The organism is Klebsiella sp. ZJOU C1 (genome assembly GCF_035620215.1).
In the GTDB taxonomy this organism is placed as follows: Bacteria; Pseudomonadota; Gammaproteobacteria; order Enterobacterales; family Enterobacteriaceae; genus Klebsiella; species Klebsiella variicola.
Genome location: NZ_CP141644.1, coordinates 5,438,267 through 5,461,836 on the forward strand (window position 1 = coordinate 5,438,267; position 23,570 = coordinate 5,461,836).

The following is a 23,570-nucleotide window of genomic DNA, read 5'->3' on the forward strand; positions in this document are numbered from 1 at the left end:
CGATCTTTACAATTCTCAGAGCAAATTTTTCCAGGATCCCAGCCAGATTTCCGCTGGATCCTCCGGAATTTCATGTTCCAGTACGTTAATTTTCAGCGTTTCGCCGATCTGTTTTGCGCCGCTGGCCTTCAATGCTGCTTCTAATTTATCGATCGCCCCGCAGAAGGTGTCGTATTCGCGGCTGCCGATCCCGATGGCGCCAAAGCGCACGGCGGAAAGATCGGCCTTCTGCTCCAGCAATGCGTCATAGAAGGGAACCAGGTTGTCGGGAATGTCGCCGGCGCCATGCGTTGAAGAGATAACTAACCAGATCCCTTCCGCCTGCAGATCGTCAACCAGCGGACCGTGCTGGATTTCAGTGCTGTAGCCGGCTTCTTCCAGCTTTTCCGCCAGATGCTCTGCTACATATTCCGCACTGCCCAGGGTGCTGCCGCTGATAAGTGTAATGTCTGCCATGATCGCCGATCGCCCGCTCAACTGTTCAGAGTGGCGTATTGTACGCTGTGAGCGAGCTGGGATCTACCTGTGGAAAAATGTGGGATTAAAAAAAGCGATCAGGGCTTGATGGTACGCATGATCGGGTTCTGCAGCACGATCAGCGTCTCGGTGGACTGAATTTCATCAATTGTTTGGATCTTGTTGATAAGTACCTGCTGCAGGGCATCGATGGATTTACACATCACCTTAATAAAGATGCTGTAGTGGCCGGTGGTGTAATAAGCCTCGGTGACCTCCTCCAGGCTTTCCAGGCGAGCAAGGGCGGAAGGGTAGTCCTTGGCGCTCTTGAGAATAATGCCGATAAAGCAGCCGACATCATAGCCCAGCTGCTTGGGGCTGACGTCAATGCGCGCACCGGTAATGATACCCGCCTGTTTCATCTTTTCGACGCGCACATGAATGGTGCCCGGGCTGACGCTGAACTGTTTAGCCAGTTCGGCATAGGCGGTACGGGCGTTGGCCATCAGCGCATCGAGAATGCCGCGGTCCAGATTGTCGATCTGATAATTTTCCATATCTTTTTCTTATGAAGTTTGAGGGTTCTTGCTATTTTAGCGTCATATTTTGATGAATTAAAAGTCGATGCGGCTTTTTATTGATTGATTATTGTATTGCGGCCCTGTTTTGTTGCTTAATCAATGGCAACAGGACGCAGGAGTTATAAAAATGAAAACCGCATATATCGCAAAACAACGCCAGATCAGTTTCGTTAAATCCCACTTTTCCCGTCAGCTGGAAGAGAAGCTTGGCCTGATTGAAGTCCAGGCGCCAATCTTAAGCCGCGTGGGCGATGGGACGCAGGATAACTTGTCCGGCTGCGAGAAAGCGGTTCAGGTAAAAGTGAAAACACTGCCCGACGCCCAGTTCGAAGTGGTTCATTCGCTGGCGAAGTGGAAGCGTCAAACCCTGGGACAACACGACTTCAGCGCGGGCGAAGGGCTGTACACGCACATGAAGGCCCTTCGCCCCGATGAAGACCGTCTGACGCCTATCCATTCCGTTTATGTTGACCAGTGGGACTGGGAGCGCGTGATGGGCGATGAAGAGCGTCACGTCGGCACTCTGAAGGCAACCGTCGAGGCGATCTACGCCGGGATCAAAGCTACCGAGCTGGCGGTCAGCCAGGAATTTGGCCTGAAGCCTTTTCTGCCGGAACAGATCCATTTTGTTCACAGCCAGGAGCTGCTGAGCCGCTATCCCGATCTTGATGCCAAAGGCCGTGAGCGAGCCATTGCCAAAGAGTTGGGGGCCGTTTTCTTAATTGGTATCGGCGGCAAACTGTCTGACGGTAAGCGCCACGACGTGCGTGCGCCGGATTATGATGACTGGAGCACAGAGATTTCTGAAGGCTTTGCCGGTCTGAACGGCGATATCCTGGTTTGGAACCCGGTGCTGGAAGATGCTTTCGAGATCTCCTCAATGGGGATCCGCGTTGACGCCGAAGCGCTGAAGCGCCAGCTGGCCGTGACCGGCGATGAAGATCGCCTACAGCTTGAATGGCACCAGGCGCTGCTGCGCGGCGAGATGCCGCAGACTATCGGCGGCGGCATTGGCCAGTCTCGTCTGACGATGCTGCTGCTGCAGCTTGACCATATCGGCCAGGTACAGTGCGGCGTATGGCCGGCCCAGGTTCGCGAAAGCGTTTCCGCGCTGCTGTAATGAATTAGCGCCGCCAGCGTCGCAGCAGGCGGCTACGCAGCCCGGTATCAAAGCGCCAGATATGATCGAAGATGCGCATGATGCCGGGTTTGCCGTGTACCGACATCGCCACCGCGTGAAAACGGTGCTGGTGCTTACGCTGTAACTCCCCCACCTGAGCAATCACCTCATCCGGCAACCGCTGGGCGATAAAGTCAGAGATCACGACGGCATCCGCATCCACCCACTGCGGGTTTTGCAGACGTTCAATGATGGCGCGAAAACAGCTGGCCAGATCGGTACCGCCGCGAAAGCGCTGGCTTAAAAAGCGGATCGCCTGCTCCAGCCCGCGCTCGCTGGTCAGTTCGTAATGCACCACTTCGCTGGAGAACAGCATAATAAAGCAGCGACGGTTATCAGCCAGCGCGACGCGCATGAGGGCCAGACAAAAGGCCTTAGCGCACTGCTCGTTAAAACCGCCCATCGACCCTGATGTATCGACGCAGACAATGAACGGCCCGCGCGGTTGCTCATCAAAATCCTGCCGCGTTACCGGGCGTTCGGTGATTTTCTCACGCCAGGCGTCGCCATGCAGCCGGTAGGTGAGCAGCTGCTTCTCCACCAGCTTGCGATAAAATTCAAACTCCAGCTCCGTGATGCCGAGCGTCGCCAGCTCCGGCGGCAGCAGCCGCAGAATGTCGTCACTCTGCTGGAGGCCGTCGACTTGCTCCGGTACTGTCGCCGGCTCGCGCACCAGGCTGCGAAAGGTTTCCATCGGGGCGTCTTTCTTCGGCACCGATTTCGCTTCCCGTGAACGTCCAAGCTGTTCCGCCAGCTGCAGCAGTTCCGGCTGCTGGTTGAGAAAATCGCCATAGCGCACGATCAGCTGATAGTCGCCGCGTTTGAGTTCGCCAGCGCTCATATCCCACAGACGCCCGGCGGCAGTGTCATTTTCCGCCAGTACCGGATCGAGCTGACCGCTGAGCGTCATTCGTTCCTGGACCTCACTGAGTAACTGATCGCGTTCTTCATCCAGCAACTGCTGGTTAAGGCTGGTGGCTTGCACCACCAGGCTCAGGCGCCAGCGCTGTAAAAACAGCGTATGCAACGCCGGGGTAAAGGTGGCATTGTCATCCACCAGCTTCTGCGCCTGAGCGGCAAAAGGAGACTGTAGCTGGTGCAGTTTGCCGAGGATCTGCGGGAGCTGGACGATAAACTGCGAGGTAGAGAGTAGCTGAGCCTGCTGATAGGTTTGCACTTCGGCGTCCAGATCCGGCGGGACGTTAACTTCTTTCAAACGGGCGCGAACGGCTTCACGCCAGCGTGGAATATCCGCCGCGATGATGTTTTTCAGGCGGGGGAATTTCTCAAAGAACACCGCCAGCTGAGGAGAGGCCAGCAGCGCCAGCAGCATCTCCTCGATCATTCCCTCTTCGCTGACTGCCAGCATGACATTCAGCATATCGAGCGTCATGGCTGCTTCGCCTGTTTAATCTGCGCGCCGACGTCCTGCAGGCTGGCTTCGATTCTTCCCAGCCACTCGACCGGGATAAACAGACACTTTTGCTGCTCGCTGAAGCGGTTGTGTTGCTGGTGCCACTCATCATCGAGCGCCTCCAGCTGTTGGCGAATTTCTGCCGGCATGTTCTCCTGCGATGCGCTACCGGGCAGCGCGAGGCGTGAGCCCTGCAGGCTGACGTCGCGGACGACCAGGTGCTGGCTGGTGTCGACATCCATATTGAGCAGTTGGGCAAAGCCGATCCCGTTGAGCTTACCGCGGATCTCACCGCCCTTTTCCAGCCAGTTGGCTAACGCCTCGCGTTCAAAAGTAATGTGGATCACTTCCATATCGTGAAGTTTGAGCGGCTGCTGCAGCAGCAGCGTCAGGGTGGTCCCCTGGATCTCCGCCGGCAATTCATAATGCGGTTTGCGGCTAAACATCCCGCCAAGGCGGGTGACCTTCAACGCCGTTTTGTCGCTTTGCTGCTGTTGGATCTGAATGCGTCTCTGGACAATGGCCCCCAGCCGCGTCAGCATCGCCTGCTGTTGCCAGGCGTGACAGGTCATGAGCGTTTCCAGCTGCTGCGACATCAGGTTCATGCTCTCGACGTTGTGCCACAGACAATCTTTCAGCAGGATCAGATCTATCGGCGCGATGCTGTCGCGCCCGCTGAAGAAGGCGCTGGCCTGCAGCAGGCGAATGGCCTTTTTCCAGCGGCGATCCGAGACGTACGGCGCATTTGGCAGGGCATCCAGCTGCTGGCGGAGCTGGAATATCAGCTCAAACACCGCGTCTGGCAGTTTGATATTGCCGATCTGCTGCTGCCATTGGGTAAACTCTTCGTCGCTAACCTGCAGCGCGCTGGGCACTGGATTGATGTTTTCATCCTGCTGGCTGACCAGCATTGAACGGAAATTACCTTTATCCTGCACTTTATCAAGCCACAGACGGATCAGCATTCGGTCATACAGCGCTTCCAGACTGCTGTCGGCTTCGGGGAGTTCGTTCGACGCGGCCACCAGCAGGCGCATCGGGATTTTCTCTTCGTGCGCCCCATTGCGGAAGTGACGTTCGTTAATCGCCGTCAGCAGGGTGTTGAGGATCGCCGGACCCGCTTTCCATATTTCATCGAGAAAGACGATTTCGGCTTCCGGCAGGTAGCCGGCGGTTAAACGTTCGTAACGGCCTTCATCCTTCAGTGCCTGAATGGACAGTGGCCCAAAAACTTCTTCCGGGGTGGAGAAGCGGGTCATCAGGTATTCAAAAGCGCGCGCCTGCTGGAAGGCGAATTTGAGGCGGCGGGCAATCAGGCTTTTGGCGATCCCCGGTGGGCCGAGCAAAAAAACGCTCTCGCCGCTGAGCGCCGCCAGCAGGCAGAGGCGTATCGCGTGGCTGCGTTCAAAGAGTCCTTTTTCGAGTGCCGCGCTGAGCCGGGAAATTCTTTCAGCCAGTAAATGTGTTTGAGCCATAATTGAGTTGCGTGCTTTGTCATGTATCGTTATTGGGTCGAGTATAGATGTTAGAGCAGGGGCGGTAATAGCCTGAAGAATCGATTTATTTTTTTTGAGCCAGGTTAATATGGTGTCTGTTAGGGGTACGATTTCGCAAATAATCGTGCATACTGTGCGCTTTTTGTGGGCCAAGGGACTAGGCACACATTTGTTTTATAAACGAAAAGACTAGTCTATGAGCACTGATAATAAACAATCGTTGCCGGCATTAACGTTGGCGGCCATCGGCGTGGTGTACGGCGATATCGGTACCAGTCCACTGTATACCTTGCGCGAATGCCTGTCAGGTCAGTTTGGCTTTGGCGTTGAACGCGACGCCGTGTTTGGCTTTTTGTCGCTGATTTTCTGGCTGTTGATCTTTACCGTATCGATTAAATACATCACGTTCGTGATGCGGGCGGATAACGCCGGGGAAGGCGGGATCTTAACGCTGATGTCGCTGGCCGGACGTAATACCTCGGCCCGAATGACCTCCGTACTGGTGATCCTCGGCCTGATCGGCGGTAGCTTCTTCTATGGCGAAGTGGTGATTACGCCGGCGATTTCCGTTATGTCGGCGATAGAGGGGTTAGAAATTATCGCCCCGCAGCTTGATACCTGGATTGTCCCTATTTCCATTATCGTGCTGACTCTGCTGTTTGTGATCCAGAAGCACGGGACCGGCATGGTCGGTAAGCTGTTTGCGCCGATTATGCTGATCTGGTTCCTGTTGCTGGCGGTGCTGGGCGCGCGAAGCATTTACGCTAACCCGGAAGTTCTTCAGGCGCTAAACCCCTACTGGGCGGTGCATTTCTTCCTGCAGTACAAAACGGTTTCCTTTATTGCGCTCGGCGCGGTGGTGCTGTCGATTACCGGGGTGGAAGCGCTGTACGCCGATATGGGTCACTTCGGCAAACTGCCGATCCGCGTGGCCTGGTTCTCCGTCGTGCTGCCCTCGCTGGTGCTGAACTATTTTGGCCAGGGCGCGCTGCTGCTGAAGCACCCGGAAGCGATTAAAAACCCGTTCTTCCTGCTGGCGCCGGAGTGGGCGCTGATCCCGATGCTGATTATCGCCACGCTGGCGACGGTTATCGCCTCGCAGGCGGTGATCTCCGGGGTCTTCTCCCTGACCCGTCAGGCAGTGCGTCTGGGCTATCTGTCGCCGATGCGCATTATCCACACCTCGGAAATGGAGTCCGGACAGATTTACATCCCGTTCATTAACTGGCTGCTGTACGTTTCTGTGGTCATCGTTATTGTCAGCTTTGAGCATTCGTCTAATCTGGCGGCGGCGTATGGTATCGCGGTCACGGGCACCATGGTGCTGACCTCCATTCTGTCGGCAACGGTGGCGCGCAAAAACTGGCACTGGAATAAGCTGTTTGTCGGCCTGATGCTGGTGGCCTTTCTGTGTATCGATATTCCGCTGTTTTCGGCGAACCTCGATAAGATTGTCTCCGGCGGTTGGCTGCCGTTGTCCCTGGGGCTGGTGATGTTCACGGTGATGACCACCTGGAAGAGCGAACGTTTCCGCCTGCTGCGCCGAATGCACGAGCATGGCAATTCGCTGGAAGCGATGATCTCTTCGCTGGAGAAGTCACCGCCGGTGCGTGTGCCGGGTACCGCGGTGTATATGTCCCGCGCCCTGAACGTGATCCCGTTTGCCCTGCTGCATAACCTGAAGCACAACAAGGTGCTGCATGAGCGAGTAATCCTTCTGACTCTGCGCACCGAAGACGCGCCTTACGTGCATAACGTTCGCCGGGTGCAGATTGAGCAGCTGTCGCCGTCGTTCTGGCGGGTGGTGGCCAGCTACGGTTGGCGGGAAACGCCGAACGTTGAAGAGGTGTTCCATCGCTGTGGCCTGGAAGGACTCAGTTGCCGAATGATGGAGACCTCGTTCTTCATGTCGCATGAGTCGCTGATTATCGGCAAACGACCGTGGTATCTGCGCCTGCGCGGCAAGCTTTATCTGCTGCTGCAGCGTAACGCCCTGCGGGCGCCGGATCAGTTTGAAATCCCGCCAAACCGGGTTATCGAGCTCGGTACCCAGGTCGAAATCTGATGTCAAAAAAGCCCTTCCATTGCGAAGGGCTTTTTGTTTCTCACTCCGGCTGTCATCTCCTGTCGCTGTCTTGCGAAACGTTTCGATGGCGATCACATTTCTCTCTTCTGGTGATGGTTTTCTGCTCACACATTGATAATAATTATTTTAGCGAAACGTTTCGCTAGTGGAGCAAAAGAGAAAAATGAAAAAAGGCACCGTACTTAACGCTGATATTTCCGCGGTCATTTCCCGCCTGGGCCACACCGATACGCTGGTGGTCTGCGATGCCGGATTACCGGTTCCCCGCAGCAGCACGCGCATTGATATGGCGCTGACTCAGGGCGTACCTTCCTTTATGCAGGTGCTGGAAGTGGTGACGACGGAAATGCAGGTTGAAGCGGCTGTTATCGCGGAAGAGATTAAAACCCATAATCCGCAGCTCCACGCGACGTTGCTCACTCACCTCGAGCAGCTGCAGCAGCACCAGGGAAATACCATTGAAATTCGTTACACCAGCCATGAGCAGTTCAAAAAACAAACCGCAGACAGTCAGGCGGTAATTCGCAGCGGGGAGTGTTCCCCGTTTGCGAATATCATTCTCTGTGCCGGCGTCACGTTCTGAGGTCGCCGCCATGGAAGCCTTATTGCAACTAAAAGGGATCGATAAAGCGTTCCCTGGCGTCAAGGCGCTCTCCGGCGCGGCGCTGAATGTCTATGCCGGTCGGGTGATGGCGCTGGTAGGGGAAAATGGCGCCGGCAAGTCCACCATGATGAAGGTGCTGACCGGGATCTACACCCGTGATGCCGGCTCTTTGCTGTGGTTAGGCAAAGAGACGACCTTTAACGGCCCCAAATCCTCCCAGGAAGCCGGGATCGGTATCATCCACCAGGAACTGAACCTGATCCCGCAATTGACGATTGCCGAGAACATCTTCCTTGGTCGCGAATTTGTTAACCGTTTTGGCAAAATCGACTGGAAGCAGATGTATGCCGAAGCCGACAAGCTGCTGGCAAAGCTGAATCTCCGCTTTAACAGCCAGAAGCTGGTGGGCGATCTGTCGATTGGCGATCAGCAAATGGTGGAGATCGCCAAAGTGCTGAGCTTTGAATCGAAAGTCATCATTATGGATGAACCGACCGATGCGCTGACCGATACCGAAACCGAATCGCTGTTCCGCGTCATCCGCGAACTGAAGTCGCAGGGGCGCGGCATCGTCTATATCTCCCACCGTATGAAAGAGATCTTCGAGATTTGCGACGACGTGACCGTCTTTCGTGACGGGCAGTTTATCGCCGAGCGCGAAGTGGCTTCGCTGGATGAGGACCGACTGATCGAGATGATGGTCGGCCGTAAGCTGGAAGATCAATATCCACATCTCGATAAGGCGCCGGGCGCGGTGCGCCTGAAGGTCGATAATCTTTGCGGCCCGGGCGTGGAAAACGTGACCTTTACCTTGCGCCAGGGGGAAATCCTGGGTGTCGCCGGGCTGATGGGCGCCGGACGGACCGAACTGATGAAAGTGCTGTACGGCGCGCTGCCGCGCAGCAGCGGCTCCGTGACGCTGGATGGCCATGAAGTGGTGACCCGCTCACCGCAGGACGGTCTGGCGAACGGCATTGTCTATATCTCCGAAGATCGTAAGCGCGATGGCCTGGTTCTCGGGATGTCGGTAAAAGAAAATATGTCCCTGACGGCGCTACGCTACTTCAGCCGGGCGGGCGGCAGCCTTAAGCATAAAGATGAACAGCAGGCGGTCAGTGATTTCATTCGGCTGTTTAACGTCAAAACGCCGTCCATGGAGCAGGCAATCGGCCTGCTTTCCGGCGGCAACCAGCAAAAGGTCGCCATTGCCCGCGGGCTGATGACCCGGCCAAAGGTGCTGATCCTTGATGAACCGACCCGCGGCGTCGACGTCGGGGCGAAGAAAGAGATCTACCAGCTCATCAATCAGTTCAAAGCCGATGGCCTGAGCATCATTCTGGTCTCCTCTGAGATGCCGGAGGTGTTGGGCATGAGCGATCGCATCATTGTGATGCATGAAGGGCATCTCGGCGGTGAATTCACACGCGAGCAGGCCACCCAGGAAGTATTGATGGCTGCCGCTGTGGGCAAGCTTAACCGTGTGAATCAGGAGTAAGAAAGATGACAACCCAGGCTGTTACTGGTCGCCGTTATTTCACGAAAGCGTGGCTGATGGAGCAAAAATCGCTGATTGCCCTGCTGGTGCTGATCGCGGTGGTATCGACCATGAGCCCCAACTTTTTTACCGTCAATAACCTGTTCAATATCCTGCAACAGACCTCCGTTAACGCCATCATGGCGGTAGGGATGACGCTGGTTATACTGACCTCGGGGATCGACCTGTCCGTCGGCTCCCTGTTGGCGCTCACCGGTGCGGTGGCAGCGTCGATTGTTGGCATTGAGGTTAATGCGCTGGTGGCGGTCGCTGCTGCCCTCGCATTGGGTGCCGCGATCGGCGCAGTCACCGGGGTGATTGTGGCGAAAGGCCGCGTGCAGGCCTTCATCGCTACCCTGGTGATGATGCTGCTGCTGCGCGGCGTGACCATGGTGTACACCAACGGCAGTCCGATCAACACCGGCTTTAGCGATAACGCCGATCTGTTTGGCTGGTTTGGCATCGGGCGTCCGCTGGGGATCCCGACGCCGGTATGGATCATGGCGATTGTCTTCCTGGCGGCCTGGTACATGCTGCACCATACTCGCCTGGGCCGTTATATTTACGCGCTGGGCGGTAATGAAGCGGCGACGCGTCTGTCCGGGATTAGCGTCAATAAAGTCAAAATTATCGTCTACGCCTTGTGCGGGATGCTGGCGTCGCTGGCCGGGATCATCGAAGTGGCGCGTCTCTCCTCCGCGCAGCCGACGGCGGGGACGGGCTATGAGCTGGACGCTATTGCGGCGGTGGTGCTCGGTGGCACCAGCCTCGCGGGCGGCAAAGGACGCATTGTCGGCACGCTGATTGGCGCGCTGATCCTTGGCTTCCTGAATAATGGTCTTAATCTTTTAGGCGTTTCTTCCTATTACCAGATGATCGTTAAAGCGGTGGTGATTTTGCTGGCGGTACTGGTAGATAACAAAAAGCAGTAACTGAGAACTCTACAGGACATCTTAACTATGAATATGAAAAAACTGGCGACCCTGGTCTCTGCTGTTGCGCTAAGTGCGACCGTCAGCGCGAACGCGATGGCCAAAGACACCATCGCTCTGGTTATCTCTACCCTGAATAACCCGTTCTTCGTGTCGCTGAAAGACGGCGCGCAAAAAGAAGCTGACAAGCTGGGCTACAACCTGGTGGTGCTGGACTCCCAGAACAACCCGGCGAAAGAGCTGGCGAACGTCCAGGATTTGACGGTGCGCGGCGCCAAGCTGCTGCTGATCAACCCCACCGACTCTGATGCCGTCGGCAACGCCGTGAAGATGGCAAACCAGGCGAAAATCCCGGTCATCACCCTTGACCGTCAGGCCACAAAAGGCGATGTCGTGAGCCACATTGCGTCTGACAACGTGCAGGGCGGAAAAATGGCTGGCGATTACATCGCGAAAAAAGTGGGTGAAAGTGCGAAAGTCATTGAGCTGCAGGGCATTGCCGGGACTTCTGCGGCGCGCGAGCGCGGCGAAGGCTTTAAACAGGCCGTGGCGGCGCACAAGTTTAACGTCCTGGCCAGCCAACCAGCCGATTTCGACCGTACCAAAGGGCTGAACGTGATGCAGAACCTGCTGACCGCGCATCCTGACGTGCAGGCGGTATTCGCGCAAAATGATGAAATGGCGCTGGGCGCCCTGCGCGCGCTGCAGACCGCAGGCAAGTCCGATGTGATGGTGGTTGGATTTGACGGCACTCCGGATGGCGAAAAAGCAGTAAACAGTGGCAAACTGGCGGCGACCGTCGCACAGTTGCCGGAGCAGATCGGCGCGAAAGGCGTTGAGACGGCTGATAAGGTACTGAAGGGCGAAAAAGTGGAAGCTAACTACCCGGTTGAGCTGAAGCTGGTCGTTAAGCAGTAAAATGCGATTCGGACTGGCAACGGTCCGAGGGACAATATAAAAAAAGAAAAGCAGGGCATGCGCCACCGGATCCCGGTGGCGCGCTTTCCCGGGAACAGAAATGATGAAAACTGCAGGCAAACTTGTCGTCCTTGGCAGTATCAATGCCGATCACATTCTTAACCTTGACGCTTTCCCGACGCCGGGCGAAACCGTCACCGGCAACCATTATCAGGTGGCTTTCGGTGGTAAAGGGGCCAACCAGGCGGTCGCCGCCGGGCGCAGCGGAGCGGATATCGCGTTTATCGCCTGCACCGGCGATGACGACATCGGTGAACGCATCCGCCGCCAGCTGGCGAGCGATAAAATCGACGTGGCGCCTGTGCGCGCAGTCGCCGGGGAAGCGACCGGCGTGGCGTTAATCTTCGTTAACGCCGAAGGTGAGAATGTCATCGGTATTCATGCCGGCGCCAATGCGGCGCTTTCCGTCTCCCAGGTTGAGGCGGAAAAGGAACGTATCGCTAGCGCACAGGCGCTGTTAATGCAGCTGGAGTCGCCGCTGGAGAGCGTGTTGGCGGCGGCGAAAATCGCCCATCACCATCAGACCACCGTGGTGCTTAATCCCGCGCCAGCGCGTGAACTGTCCGATGAACTGCTGGCGCTGGTGGATATCATTACCCCCAACGAAACCGAAGCGGAAAAGCTGACCGGTATTCGCGTTGAGAGCGACGAGGATGCGGCAAAAGCCGCCGACGTGCTGCATGCCAAAGGCATTGGTACGGTGATGATCACCCTCGGCAGCCGCGGCGTCTGGCTCAGTGCCGAAGGCGAAAGCCGTCGGATCCCGGGCTTTCGTGTGCAGGCCATTGATACTATCGCGGCCGGCGATACCTTTAACGGCGCGCTGGTAACCGCGTTGCTGGAAGGGACTTCCCTGCCGGAAGCGATCCGTTTTGCGCATGCCGCGGCGGCGATCGCCGTGACCCGCAAAGGCGCGCAGCCATCCGTGCCGTGGCGCACAGAGATTGATGAATTTTTAGCGCAACAGGGGTAATGCTTGGCTACGATGAAAGATGTGGCCCGCGTCGCGGGCGTTTCCACATCGACGGTGTCACACGTCATCAATAAGGACCGCTTTGTCAGTGAGGCGATTACCGCCAAAGTAGACGCTGCGATCAAAAGCCTCAACTACGCCCCCTCTGCGCTGGCGCGTAGCCTTAAGCTTAATCAAACCCGTACCATCGGCATGCTCATCACTGCCAGTACCAATCCGTTTTATTCGGAGCTGGTGCGGGGCGTGGAGCGCAGCTGTTTTGAGCGGGGTTATAGCCTCGTACTCTGTAATACGGAAGGTGATGAGCAGCGAATGAATCGTAATCTGGAGACGCTAATGCAAAAACGCGTCGATGGACTACTGCTGCTGTGCACGGAGACCCATCAGCCCTCTCCGGAAATTATGCAGCGCTATCCATCGGTACCGACGGTCATGATGGACTGGGCTCCCTTTGATGGCGATAGCGATCTGATTCAGGATAACTCGCTGCTTGGTGGCGATATGGCGACCCAGTATCTGATTGACCAGGGGCATTCGCGCATTGCCTGTATTGCCGGCCCGCTGGATAAAACCCCGGCGCGTCTGCGCCTTGAAGGTTACCATGCTGCGATGGCGCGCTGCGGCCTGCCGGTTGCCGACGGATACGTGGTGACCAGTGATTTTGAGTTTGGCGGCGGGTTTAGCGCGATGCAGCAGCTGCTGGCTTTGCCGCAGCGGCCGCAGGCGGTATTTGTCGGCAACGATGCCATGGCGGTTGGCGCTTATCAGGCGTTGTACCAGGCCGGTTTGCACATTCCGCAGGACATGGCGCTGGTGGGCTACGATGATATTGAGCTCGCACGCTATATGACACCGCCGTTGACCACCATTCACCAGCCAAAAGATGAGCTGGGAGAACTGGCCATCGATGTGCTGATCCATCGAATGGCCGATCCGCAGCAAAAGCAGCAACGCGTTCAGTTAACGCCGGAGCTGGTGGTTCGTGGCTCCGCTTAGCGTTTGTGCCGCTCGCTAATCAGATTACGGCCATCTTTCGCTCTTAACAGCATAAACATCAGCGCCGACACGATGGTGATCACGCCCATGGTTATAAAGGTGTAGTGAAACTGCTGTACCGTGCTGGCATTGTCAAAACCTTCATAGAAGCGCAGCACCGCAGCGCTGATGGCCACCCCGAGACTGATTGAAAGCTGCTGGGTCACCGCCAGCAGGCTGTTACCGCTGCTGGCATTGTCATCCGTCAGATCGGCCAGCGTAATGGTATTCATCGAGGTGAATTGCGTGGACATCGCCATCCCCAGCACAAACAGTGGCAGAAGAAGCATCCACAGCGGCATCTCTGGCGACTGCAGCGAGAACTGGGCAATCATGAGGCCAATAAATACCGTGATCCCCACCAGGGTCTTACGATAGCCAAACCAGCGCAGCACCTGGGTAACGGTAGATTTCGCAATAATGGAGCCGATAGCGGTAGGGGCAATCATACAGCCGGCGATAATGGCCGGATAGCCGAAGCCAACCTGCAGCATCAGCGGCATCAGAAATGGCACACAGCCGGTACCCAAACGCGTGGCAAGGTTGCCAGCAATGCCGACTGAGAAAGTATGCGTCTTAAATAAAGAGAGCGAGATAAGCGGCGCCGGATGGCGGCGCGCGTGGCGAACATAGGCCACGAGCAGTAACAGACTGACGGCAATCACGGCCAACGCCAGCCATGTCGCCACGATTTTTTCTCCAAACAGTTCAATACCGCTGGAAAACAGTACCAGGCTTAAGCCAAATAACAGAAAACCGGTTATATCGAAGCGCCTGCGCGGCGTCGTGAAATTTGGCATGAATTTGCGGGCATACAGAATGCCAATCACCCCGATGGGAATGTTTATCAGGAAAATCCAATGCCAGCTGGCCCAGGTGACAAACACCCCGCCGAGCACCGGGCCCAGTATCGGCCCCACCAGACCTGGCATGGTCACAAAGTTCAGCACCGGAAGCAGCTCGCTGCGGGGATAGGCGCGCAGCAGCGCCAGCCTCGCCACCGGCATCATCATCGCCCCGCCGATCCCCTGAATCACCCGAAAAATGACCAGTTCCATTAATGAGCTGGAGAGCGCGCAGGCGAGAGACCCCAAAGTGAACAAGCTAACAGCGATGATAAAGACCCGGCGCGTGCCGAAGCGATCGGCCAGCCAGCCGCTGACCGGGATCAGCATCGCTACCGTCAGCGTATAGCTGATAATGGCCGACTGCATCGCTAAGGGAGAACGATTAAGACTGTGGGCAATAGCCGGGAGGGCGGTGTTAAGAATGGTGGCATCCAGCGCCTGCATAAAGAAGGCCATCGCCGCGATCCACGGCAGGCCGGCCATGCTGCGCCCTTTTTTTCTGCTCATGCCAATTCCTTGTTATTGATTTACGGGGTGAGGGGCGTTCAACAACGCCTGGCAGGCGAGCAAGGCACCTGGCGCATCACTGTTGAGAATGGCATCGACAATCGCCTGGTGGAGATCCAGCTTCACTACTTCATTTTGCGTAATCGACGTGAAGTAGGTGTGGTAGACGGAATGAAATAAAGAAGCGAATGAGCAGAGGAAAGGATTACCGCTCATTTCATAGATATGTTCATGCCAGGCCATATCGACCTCTATCCAGCGATCGCGCTGAAAATGACGTTTCAAGGCAATCATCTCTTCCATTAAAGTATTGAGCTGCGCTTTTTGTTCTGCGGAGCCGTTAGCGGCAGCGAGAAAACAGGCTTGTGGCTCCAGGCTGCTGCGCATGACGAGAAAGTGGCTCACCACTTCTTCGAAGTTATCTTCTGTTAGCCACCAGGACAGGAGTTCCTTATCAAGGAAGTTCCAGCTGCTGCGCGGCATCACCCGGGTGCCAATGCGAGGGCGGGGCAGCAACATGCCTTTTGCCGTTAGCGTCTTCACCGCTTCACGGACGGCGGTACGGCTCACACCGAACTGCTCCCCCAACTCCATCTCGCCGGGAAGAATGCTTTCCGGCTGATATTCGCCAGTCAGTATTTTTTGGGCGAGCTTCTCGGCCAGTACCCAGGAGATGTTCTTTTGTGCCGCCAGTTGCTGTGCGCTTAAAGACATAAATGCCGTTCCTTTCTTTTCTTTACTCTAACAGTATGCCACCAGGCGTCCCGTTTCGTCGGTTAAAACAGCAAAACGGCGGTTTTTTGCGACATTCCTCGCCGCATTGTTGAAAAAAGAGACGGTTGAAAAGTTTTTTTGAATTTCCCCTTGTCACCTCAGAATTACTCCCTATAATGCGCCTCCACTGACACGGAACAACGGCAAGCAAGCCGCCGGGTCAGCGGGGTTCCGGTGAGAACCTCGCAGAGAAAAGCAAAAATAAATGCTTGACTCTGAAGCGGGAAAGCGTAATATGCACACCCCGCGCCGCAGCGAAAAACGAAGCGGCACTGCTCTTTAACAATTTATCAGACAATCTGTGTGGGCACTCAAAGTGACATGGATTCTTAACGTCCTCGGACGAAAAATGAATACCAAGTCTCTGAGTGAACATACGTAATTCATTACGAAGTTTAATTCACGAGCATCAAACTTAAATTGAAGAGTTTGATCATGGCTCAGATTGAACGCTGGCGGCAGGCCTAACACATGCAAGTCGAGCGGTAGCACAGAGAGCTTGCTCTCGGGTGACGAGCGGCGGACGGGTGAGTAATGTCTGGGAAACTGCCTGATGGAGGGGGATAACTACTGGAAACGGTAGCTAATACCGCATAACGTCGCAAGACCAAAGTGGGGGACCTTCGGGCCTCATGCCATCAGATGTGCCCAGATGGGATTAGCTGGTAGGTGGGGTAACGGCTCACCTAGGCGACGATCCCTAGCTGGTCTGAGAGGATGACCAGCCACACTGGAACTGAGACACGGTCCAGACTCCTACGGGAGGCAGCAGTGGGGAATATTGCACAATGGGCGCAAGCCTGATGCAGCCATGCCGCGTGTGTGAAGAAGGCCTTCGGGTTGTAAAGCACTTTCAGCGGGGAGGAAGGCGGTGAGGTTAATAACCTCATCGATTGACGTTACCCGCAGAAGAAGCACCGGCTAACTCCGTGCCAGCAGCCGCGGTAATACGGAGGGTGCAAGCGTTAATCGGAATTACTGGGCGTAAAGCGCACGCAGGCGGTCTGTCAAGTCGGATGTGAAATCCCCGGGCTCAACCTGGGAACTGCATTCGAAACTGGCAGGCTAGAGTCTTGTAGAGGGGGGTAGAATTCCAGGTGTAGCGGTGAAATGCGTAGAGATCTGGAGGAATACCGGTGGCGAAGGCGGCCCCCTGGACAAAGACTGACGCTCAGGTGCGAAAGCGTGGGGAGCAAACAGGATTAGATACCCTGGTAGTCCACGCTGTAAACGATGTCGATTTGGAGGTTGTGCCCTTGAGGCGTGGCTTCCGGAGCTAACGCGTTAAATCGACCGCCTGGGGAGTACGGCCGCAAGGTTAAAACTCAAATGAATTGACGGGGGCCCGCACAAGCGGTGGAGCATGTGGTTTAATTCGATGCAACGCGAAGAACCTTACCTGGTCTTGACATCCACAGAACTTTCCAGAGATGGATTGGTGCCTTCGGGAACTGTGAGACAGGTGCTGCATGGCTGTCGTCAGCTCGTGTTGTGAAATGTTGGGTTAAGTCCCGCAACGAGCGCAACCCTTATCCTTTGTTGCCAGCGGTCCGGCCGGGAACTCAAAGGAGACTGCCAGTGATAAACTGGAGGAAGGTGGGGATGACGTCAAGTCATCATGGCCCTTACGACCAGGGCTACACACGTGCTACAATGGCATATACAAAGAGAAGCGACCTCGCGAGAGCAAGCGGACCTCATAAAGTATGTCGTAGTCCGGATTGGAGTCTGCAACTCGACTCCATGAAGTCGGAATCGCTAGTAATCGTAGATCAGAATGCTACGGTGAATACGTTCCCGGGCCTTGTACACACCGCCCGTCACACCATGGGAGTGGGTTGCAAAAGAAGTAGGTAGCTTAACCTTCGGGAGGGCGCTTACCACTTTGTGATTCATGACTGGGGTGAAGTCGTAACAAGGTAACCGTAGGGGAACCTGCGGTTGGATCACCTCCTTACCTTAAAGAACCTGCCTTTGTAGTGCTCACACAGATTGTCTGATGAAAGTAAAGAAGCAAGGCGTCTTGCGATTGAGACTTCAGTGTCCCCTTCGTCTAGAGGCCCAGGACACCGCCCTTTCACGGCGGTAACAGGGGTTCGAATCCCCTAGGGGACGCCACTTGCTGGTTCGTGAGTGAAAGACGCGTGCCGATGTATCTCAAAACTCATCTTCGGGTGATGTTTGAGATATTTGCTCTTTAAAAATCTGGATCAAGCTGAAAATTGAAACGACACACTGTTTAAGTGTGTTCGAGTCTCTCAAATTTTCGCAATCTGAAGACATCTTCGGGTTGTGAGGTTAAGCGACTAAGCGTACACGGTGGATGCCCTGGCAGTCAGAGGCGATGAAGGACGTGCTAATCTGCGAAAAGCGTCGGTAAGGTGATATGAACCGTTATAACCGGCGATGTCCGAATGGGGAAACCCAGTGTGATTCGTCACACTATCGTTAACTGAATACATAGGTTAACGAGGCGAACCGGGGGAACTGAAACATCTAAGTACCCCGAGGAAAAGAAATCAACCGAGATTCCCCCAGTAGCGGCGAGCGAACGGGGAGCAGCCCAGAGTCTGAATCAGCTTGTGTGTTAGTGGAACGGTCTGGAAAGTCCGACGGTACAGGGTGATAGTCCCGTACACCAAAATGCACAGGTTGTGAACTCGAAGAGTAGGGCGGGACACGTGGTATCCTGTCTGAATATGGGGGGACCATCCTCCAAGGCTAAATACTCCTGACTGACCGATAGTGAACCAGTACCGTGAGGGAAAGGCGAAAAGAACCCCGGCGAGGGGAGTGAAAAAGAACCTGAAACCGTGTACGTACAAGCAGTGGGAGCACCTTCGGGTGTGACTGCGTACCTTTTGTATAATGGGTCAGCGACTTATATTCTGTAGCAAGGTTAACCGTATAGGGGAGCCGCAGGGAAACCGAGTCTTAACTGGGCGTTAAGTTGCAGGGTATAGACCCGAAACCCGGTGATCTAGCCATGGGCAGGTTGAAGGTTGGGTAACACTAACTGGAGGACCGAACCGACTAATGTTGAAAAATTAGCGGATGACTTGTGGCTGGGGGTGAAAGGCCAATCAAACCGGGAGATAGCTGGTTCTCCCCGAAAGCTATTTAGGTAGCGCCTCGTGAACTCATCTTCGGGGGTAGAGCACTGTTTCGGCTAGGGGGTCATCCCGACTTACCAACCCGATGCAAACTACGAATACCGAAGAATGTTATCACGGGAGACACACGGCGGGTGCTAACGTCCGTCGTGAAGAGGGAAACAACCCAGACCGCCAGCTAAGGTCCCAAAGTCATGGTTAAGTGGGAAACGATGTGGGAAGGCACAGACAGCCAGGATGTTGGCTTAGAAGCAGCCATCATTTAAAGAAAGCGTAATAGCTCACTGGTCGAGTCGGCCTGCGCGGAAGATGTAACGGGGCTAAACCATGCACCGAAGCTGCGGCAGCGACACTATGTGTTGTTGGGTAGGGGAGCGTTCTGTAAGCCTGCGAAGGTGGCCTGTGAGGGTTGCTGGAGGTATCAGAAGTGCGAATGCTGACATAAGTAACGATAAAGCGGGTGAAAAGCCCGCTCGCCGGAAGACCAAGGGTTCCTGTCCAACGTTAATCGGGGCAGGGTGAGTCGACCCCTAAGGCGAGGCCGAAAGGCGTAGTCGATGGGAAACAGGTTAATATTCCTGTACTTGGTGTTACTGCGAAGGGGGGACGGAGAAGGCTATGTTAGCCGGGCGACGGTTGTCCCGGTTTAAGCATGTAGGCGGAGGTTCCAGGTAAATCCGGTACCTTTTAACGCTGAGGTGTGATGACGAGGCACTACGGTGCTGAAGTAACAAATGCCCTGCTTCCAGGAAAAGCCTCTAAGCATCAGGTAACATTAAATCGTACCCCAAACCGACACAGGTGGTCAGGTAGAGAATACCAAGGCGCTTGAGAGAACTCGGGTGAAGGAACTAGGCAAAATGGTGCCGTAACTTCGGGAGAAGGCACGCTGGTGTGTAGGTGAAGTCCCTGCGGACGGAGCTGAGACCAGTCGAAGATACCAGCTGGCTGCAACTGTTTATTAAAAACACAGCACTGTGCAAACACGAAAGTGGACGTATACGGTGTGACGCCTGCCCGGTGCCGGAAGGTTAATTGATGGGGTTATCCGTAAGGAGAAGCTCTTGATCGAAGCCCCGGTAAACGGCGGCCGTAACTATAACGGTCCTAAGGTAGCGAAATTCCTTGTCGGGTAAGTTCCGACCTGCACGAATGGCGTAATGATGGCCAGGCTGTCTCCACCCGAGACTCAGTGAAATTGAACTCGCTGTGAAGATGCAGTGTACCCGCGGCAAGACGGAAAGACCCCGTGAACCTTTACTATAGCTTGACACTGAACATTGAGCCTTGATGTGTAGGATAGGTGGGAGGCTTTGAAGCGTGGACGCCAGTCTGCGTGGAGCCAACCTTGAAATACCACCCTTTAATGTTTGATGTTCTAACGTAGGCCCCTGACCGGGGTTGCGGACAGTGTCTGGTGGGTAGTTTGACTGGGGCGGTCTCCTCCCAAAGAGTAACGGAGGAGCACGAAGGTTAGCTAATCCTGGTCGGACATCAGGAGGTTAGTGCAATGGCATAAGCTAGCTTGACTGCGAGCGTGACGGCGCGAGCAGGTGCGAAAGCAGGTCATAGTGATCCGGTGGTTCTGAATGGAAGGGCCATCGCTCAACGGATAAAAGGTACTCCGGGGATAACAGGCTGATACCGCCCAAGAGTTCATATCGACGGCGGTGTTTGGCACCTCGATGTCGGCTCATCACATCCTGGGGCTGAAGTAGGTCCCAAGGGTATGGCTGTTCGCCATTTAAAGTGGTACGCGAGCTGGGTTTAGAACGTCGTGAGACAGTTCGGTCCCTATCTGCCGTGGGCGCTGGAGAATTGAGGGGGGCTGCTCCTAGTACGAGAGGACCGGAGTGGACGCATCACTGGTGTTCGGGTTGTCATGCCAATGGCACTGCCCGGTAGCTAAATGCGGAAGAGATAAGTGCTGAAAGCATCTAAGCACGAAACTTGCCCCGAGATGAGTTCTCCCTGAGACTTTAAGTCTCCTGAAGGAACGTTGAAGACGACGACGTTGATAGGCCGGGTGTGTAAGCGCAGCGATGCGTTGAGCTAACCGGTACTAATGAACCGTGAGGCTTAACCTTACAACGCCGAAGCTGTTTTGGCGGATTTGAGAGAATTTTCAGCTCTGATACAGATTACTCGATGCGTCCGCAGGACGTGTTGAAAAACAGAATTTGCCTGGCGGCGATAGCGCGGTGGTCCCACCTGACCCCATGCCGAACTCAGAAGTGAAACGCCGTAGCGCCGATGGTAGTGTGGGGTCTCCCCATGTGAGAGTAGGGAACTGCCAGGCATCAAATAAAACGAAAGGCTCAGTCGAAAGACTGGGCCTTTTGTTTTTGCGTTTTAACAAGAACCCCGTCCCGAAAGGTGCGGGGTTTTTTGCTGTGTGGGGTATATCTCCCCGGTGGCGCTGCGCTTACCGGGGCTACGGATTCGCACCCGCCCTGCACGACCTGTAGCCCGGACAAGGTGCGCAGCACCGCCTCCGGGGAGGCCCCTGTCTGCCGATGCCATTCATTAACGTCTGTGTTAAGAAGCAATCCCTACCGATAAACTGCTAATGCCTCTCTAACCAATTCGCAATAAATGTCGCGATCTGTTGAATATCATTTAAATCCAACTGCGGAAGCGAGGTCGCGATGGGCATATCGCTGGCCACGGCGATGGTATGTTCATCAATTATCAGCTCTTCTACACGATGGCCGCTGTTTTGCCGAAAAAGTAGGATCTTCGGCACGGGTTCATGTTTGAACCCCTCCACTAAAACCAGGTCCAGTTTGCTGGCATCCATTCGACTGACAAGCCACGTGAGATCTAATTCCGGCGTCTCTGGCGTCTCCGTCATCAACGCCCAGCGCTGTTCGCTGGCGACAATGGTCTGCGCAGCGCCCGCCTTACGTAATTCATAGCTATCTTTGCCGGGTTTATCGACGTCCATATCATGATGGGTATGTTTTATCAGCCCGGGACGCAGACCTCTGACACAAAGCTCAGGGATAAGACGCTTTAATAATGTTGTTTTTCCGGTACCGCTCCATGCGGCGATCGCCAGTAATGGGGTCATGATGGCTCCTGCATCTGCTGCAAATCTTCAAGCGTATTTACATTGATGAACGCTGATTTCACATCGCTGAAATTCACCGGGCGCCCACCCACTTGTCGCATAAAGACCATCACCCTGCGCTCTCCATGAGCCAGATAAGCCTCCAGTTCCGGAATGATTTGACGATGAACTAATGCAACGGCGGGATGATCCCGTTCGCCGTCATGGGCCCAAACGACCGGTGCGGCCCCTTTCTGCTGGATAAAGCGCTCCACCAAAAAGGATGGAATGAACGGCGTGTCGCAGGGGCAAAAAACAAACCATGGGCTCGCGACCTGCTGCATCACAGCAAGCATTCCGGCTAGCGGCCCCTGATAACCCTCCTGTATGTCTCGAAAGACCGGATATCCGCTGGCACGCCACTGTTCAAGATGACGATTGGCGCTAATGACTAACTCATCTACCTGCGGGGCTAATGTCTCCGCGACGTGACGCCAGAGAGGGCGACCATTTAGCGCCTGTAATCCTTTATCAATGCCGCCCATTCGCGTGGCTTTGCCGCCTGCCAGCACGACGCCGGTTATCGCCTCGCTTTGCATCTGAATATCGCCTCTTTCATTGTGGGATTGACCCTGTTAACTTGTCCCTATCAAGAGTAAGGAGCATGACCATGAAATGTAAACGTCTGAATGAAGTAATTGAACTCCTCCAGCCTGCCTGGCAGAAAGAGCCTGAACTGAATCTGATGCAATTTTTGCAGAAACTGGCGAAAGAGGCTGGCTATGATGGCGAACTGAGCGATCTTTCCGACGATATTCTGATCTATCACCTGAAGATGCGTGACTCTTCTAAAGATGCCGTCATTCCTGGTATTCATAAGGATTATGAAGAGGACTTTAAAACCGCGCTGCTGCGCGCCCGCGGGGTAATAAAAGAGTAAAAGGTTGTAAGCGCTGCCGCGTAAAGTGCAATGAGATGATATCCTGAACTATTCGTACGATTATCGGATGTCAGGATGCACGATAAGGCTTTTACTTTTCAGACGCTTCGCCCGGATACCATTATCGATGGGTTATTCGATCTGGGTATGCGGGTGGACTCCGGTCTCACCCCGCTAAACAGCTATGAGAACCGCGTTTATCAGTTCCAGGACGAAGAGCGCCATCGCTATGTGGTAAAGTTCTATCGTCCTGAGCGCTGGTCCGCAGGACAGATCCTTGAAGAACACCAGTTTGCACTTCAGCTTGTAGAAGATGAAGTGCCCGTTGCTGCGCCGCTCTTCTTTAACGACAGCACGCTTCATCAGCATCAGGGATTCTACTTTGCCGTTTTCCCAAGCCTTGGCGGTCGTCAGTTCGAAGCGGATAACCTTGATCAGATGGAATGGGTTGGCCGCTATCTGGGGCGCCTGCACCAGACGGGCCGCAAACAGCGCTTTACTGCCCGCCCGGAAATTGGCGTCCAGGAGTACCTGCTGGAACCGCGCCAGGTGTTTGAACAGGCGACGCTGATCCCCTCTGGCCTGAAGGCCGATTTCCTGAAGGCGACCGATAAACTCATTGCTGCCGTCATGGAGCAATGGCACGGCCGCGGGAACACGTTACGCCTGCACGGTGACTGCCATGCCGGTAATATCCTCTGGCGCGACGGGCCACTGTTTGTCGACTTAGACGATGCGCGAACCGGCCCGGCGATTCAGGATCTGTGGATGCTGCTCAACGGTGATAAGGCTGAACAGCGTATGCAGCTGGAGACCATTGTCGAGGCCTATGAGGAATTCAGCCCCTTTAACAGCGATGAAATCGCGCTAATTGAACCTTTACGCGCTATGCGACTGGTTTATTATCTGGCGTGGTTGCTCAGACGCTGGGACGATCCCGCTTTCCCGGTCAATTTCCCCTGGTTAACCGGGGAGGATTACTGGCGGGGGCAGACGTCGACTTTTCTTGAGCAGGTGAAGGTTCTACAGGAACCCCCTCTTCAGTTAACGCCAATGTATTAATGTGA

18 protein-coding genes, 1 tRNA gene and 3 rRNA genes are annotated in these 23,570 nt (G+C 55.1%); 14 read left to right on the forward strand and 8 right to left on the reverse strand.

What is annotated here, in order from left to right; all coding sequences use genetic code 11:
- Positions 1-15 precede the first annotated feature (15 nt).
- Positions 16-456: an FMN-binding protein MioC gene (gene mioC / locus SPE70_RS26105; protein ID WP_008806716.1), complete on the reverse strand. Its 441-nt coding sequence runs from the start codon at positions 454-456 to the stop codon at positions 16-18.
- A 98-nt stretch (positions 457-554) separates the two neighbouring features.
- Positions 555-1,013, reverse strand: a complete 459-nt coding sequence (gene asnC, locus SPE70_RS26110) for a transcriptional regulator AsnC (RefSeq protein WP_002882510.1) — start codon at positions 1,011-1,013, stop codon at positions 555-557.
- Between the two features lie 151 nt (positions 1,014-1,164).
- On the opposite strand from asnC, the gene asnA reads away from it, so the two are divergent.
- A complete protein-coding gene (gene asnA, locus SPE70_RS26115; protein WP_008806715.1) occupies positions 1,165-2,157 on the forward strand; it encodes an aspartate--ammonia ligase in 993 nt (330 codons plus the stop codon).
- A gap of 4 nt (positions 2,158-2,161) precedes the next feature.
- Here asnA and viaA read toward each other — a convergent pair whose 3' ends face one another.
- Both viaA and ravA read right to left on the reverse strand, forming a co-directional pair.
- Positions 2,162-3,610 (reverse strand): ATPase RavA stimulator ViaA, encoded by a 1,449-nt coding sequence (gene viaA / locus SPE70_RS26120; protein WP_008806714.1) that lies wholly within the window; start codon positions 3,608-3,610, stop codon positions 2,162-2,164.
- A complete protein-coding gene (ravA, locus tag SPE70_RS26125; RefSeq protein WP_016162028.1) occupies positions 3,607-5,106 on the reverse strand; it encodes an ATPase RavA in 1,500 nt (499 codons plus the stop codon). Before ravA ends, viaA begins: the two co-directional genes overlap by 4 nt.
- A 217-nt stretch (positions 5,107-5,323) precedes the next feature.
- Here ravA and kup point away from each other — a divergent pair, with 217 nt between their 5' ends.
- From kup to rbsR, 7 genes are all read left to right on the forward strand, one after another.
- Positions 5,324-7,192 carry a low affinity potassium transporter Kup gene (gene kup, locus SPE70_RS26130; protein ID WP_008806712.1) on the forward strand — a complete coding sequence of 623 codons (1,869 nt, stop codon included), beginning with the start codon at positions 5,324-5,326 and terminating at the stop codon, positions 7,190-7,192.
- Positions 7,193-7,376: 184 nt separating this feature from the next.
- Positions 7,377-7,796 (forward strand): D-ribose pyranase, encoded by a 420-nt coding sequence (gene rbsD, locus SPE70_RS26135; RefSeq protein ID WP_002882527.1) that lies wholly within the window; start codon positions 7,377-7,379, stop codon positions 7,794-7,796.
- A gap of 10 nt (positions 7,797-7,806) precedes the next feature.
- Positions 7,807-9,312, forward strand: a complete 1,506-nt coding sequence (gene rbsA / locus SPE70_RS26140; protein ID WP_012543297.1) for a ribose ABC transporter ATP-binding protein RbsA — start codon at positions 7,807-7,809, stop codon at positions 9,310-9,312.
- 5 nt (positions 9,313-9,317) lie between these two features.
- Positions 9,318-10,283 carry a ribose ABC transporter permease gene (rbsC, locus tag SPE70_RS26145; RefSeq protein WP_008806709.1) on the forward strand — a complete coding sequence of 322 codons (966 nt, stop codon included), beginning with the start codon at positions 9,318-9,320 and terminating at the stop codon, positions 10,281-10,283.
- Positions 10,284-10,310: 27 nt separating this feature from the next.
- Positions 10,311-11,201, forward strand: a complete 891-nt coding sequence (gene rbsB, locus SPE70_RS26150) for a ribose ABC transporter substrate-binding protein RbsB (RefSeq protein ID WP_012969238.1) — start codon at positions 10,311-10,313, stop codon at positions 11,199-11,201.
- A gap of 100 nt (positions 11,202-11,301) precedes the next feature.
- The gene (rbsK, locus tag SPE70_RS26155) at positions 11,302-12,234 is read left to right on the forward strand and encodes a ribokinase (protein ID WP_023340863.1); all 933 of its coding nucleotides are present in this window, start codon (positions 11,302-11,304) and stop codon (positions 12,232-12,234) included.
- Positions 12,235-12,237: 3 nt separating this feature from the next.
- Positions 12,238-13,230 carry a ribose operon transcriptional repressor RbsR gene (gene rbsR / locus SPE70_RS26160; protein ID WP_012543295.1) on the forward strand — a complete coding sequence of 331 codons (993 nt, stop codon included), beginning with the start codon at positions 12,238-12,240 and terminating at the stop codon, positions 13,228-13,230.
- On the opposite strand, the gene mdtD is transcribed toward rbsR, so the two are convergent.
- Together mdtD and SPE70_RS26170 are read right to left on the reverse strand one after the other, a co-directional pair.
- Positions 13,227-14,624, reverse strand: a complete 1,398-nt coding sequence (gene mdtD / locus SPE70_RS26165) for a multidrug transporter subunit MdtD (RefSeq protein ID WP_008806705.1) — start codon at positions 14,622-14,624, stop codon at positions 13,227-13,229. The genes rbsR and mdtD overlap by 4 nt on opposite strands.
- 12 nt (positions 14,625-14,636) lie before the next feature.
- The gene (locus SPE70_RS26170) at positions 14,637-15,338 is read right to left on the reverse strand and encodes a FadR/GntR family transcriptional regulator (protein ID WP_023340864.1); all 702 of its coding nucleotides are present in this window, start codon (positions 15,336-15,338) and stop codon (positions 14,637-14,639) included.
- Between the two features lie 477 nt (positions 15,339-15,815).
- On the opposite strand from SPE70_RS26170, the gene SPE70_RS26175 reads away from it, so the two are divergent.
- From SPE70_RS26175 to rrf, 4 genes are all read left to right on the forward strand, one after another.
- Positions 15,816-17,355, forward strand: a 16S ribosomal RNA gene (locus SPE70_RS26175).
- A gap of 85 nt (positions 17,356-17,440) precedes the next feature.
- Positions 17,441-17,516: transfer RNA gene (locus SPE70_RS26180), tRNA-Glu, on the forward strand.
- Positions 17,517-17,694: 178 nt separating this feature from the next.
- A 23S ribosomal RNA gene (locus SPE70_RS26185) occupies positions 17,695-20,598 on the forward strand.
- A gap of 96 nt (positions 20,599-20,694) precedes the next feature.
- A 5S ribosomal RNA gene (gene rrf, locus SPE70_RS26190) occupies positions 20,695-20,810 on the forward strand.
- The 16S, 23S and 5S rRNA genes sit together here with 1 tRNA gene alongside, the layout of an rRNA operon.
- 267 nt (positions 20,811-21,077) lie before the next feature.
- Here rrf and mobB read toward each other — a convergent pair.
- Entirely contained in the window at positions 21,078-21,584 is a 507-nt protein-coding gene (gene mobB, locus SPE70_RS26195; RefSeq protein ID WP_008807921.1) for a molybdopterin-guanine dinucleotide biosynthesis protein MobB, read from the reverse strand.
- Entirely contained in the window at positions 21,581-22,162 is a 582-nt protein-coding gene (mobA, locus tag SPE70_RS26200) for a molybdenum cofactor guanylyltransferase MobA (protein WP_016162032.1), read from the reverse strand. The genes mobB and mobA overlap by 4 nt, the downstream gene beginning before the upstream one ends.
- Before the next feature lie 71 nt (positions 22,163-22,233).
- Between mobA and SPE70_RS26205 the strand changes: the two genes are divergently transcribed.
- Entirely contained in the window at positions 22,234-22,503 is a 270-nt protein-coding gene (locus tag SPE70_RS26205; RefSeq protein ID WP_064170662.1) for a YihD family protein, read from the forward strand.
- Positions 22,504-22,578: 75 nt separating this feature from the next.
- Positions 22,579-23,565, forward strand: coding sequence for a serine/threonine protein kinase (locus SPE70_RS26210; protein WP_032733986.1), 987 nt, complete (start codon positions 22,579-22,581; stop codon positions 23,563-23,565).
- Positions 23,566-23,570 lie beyond the last annotated feature (5 nt).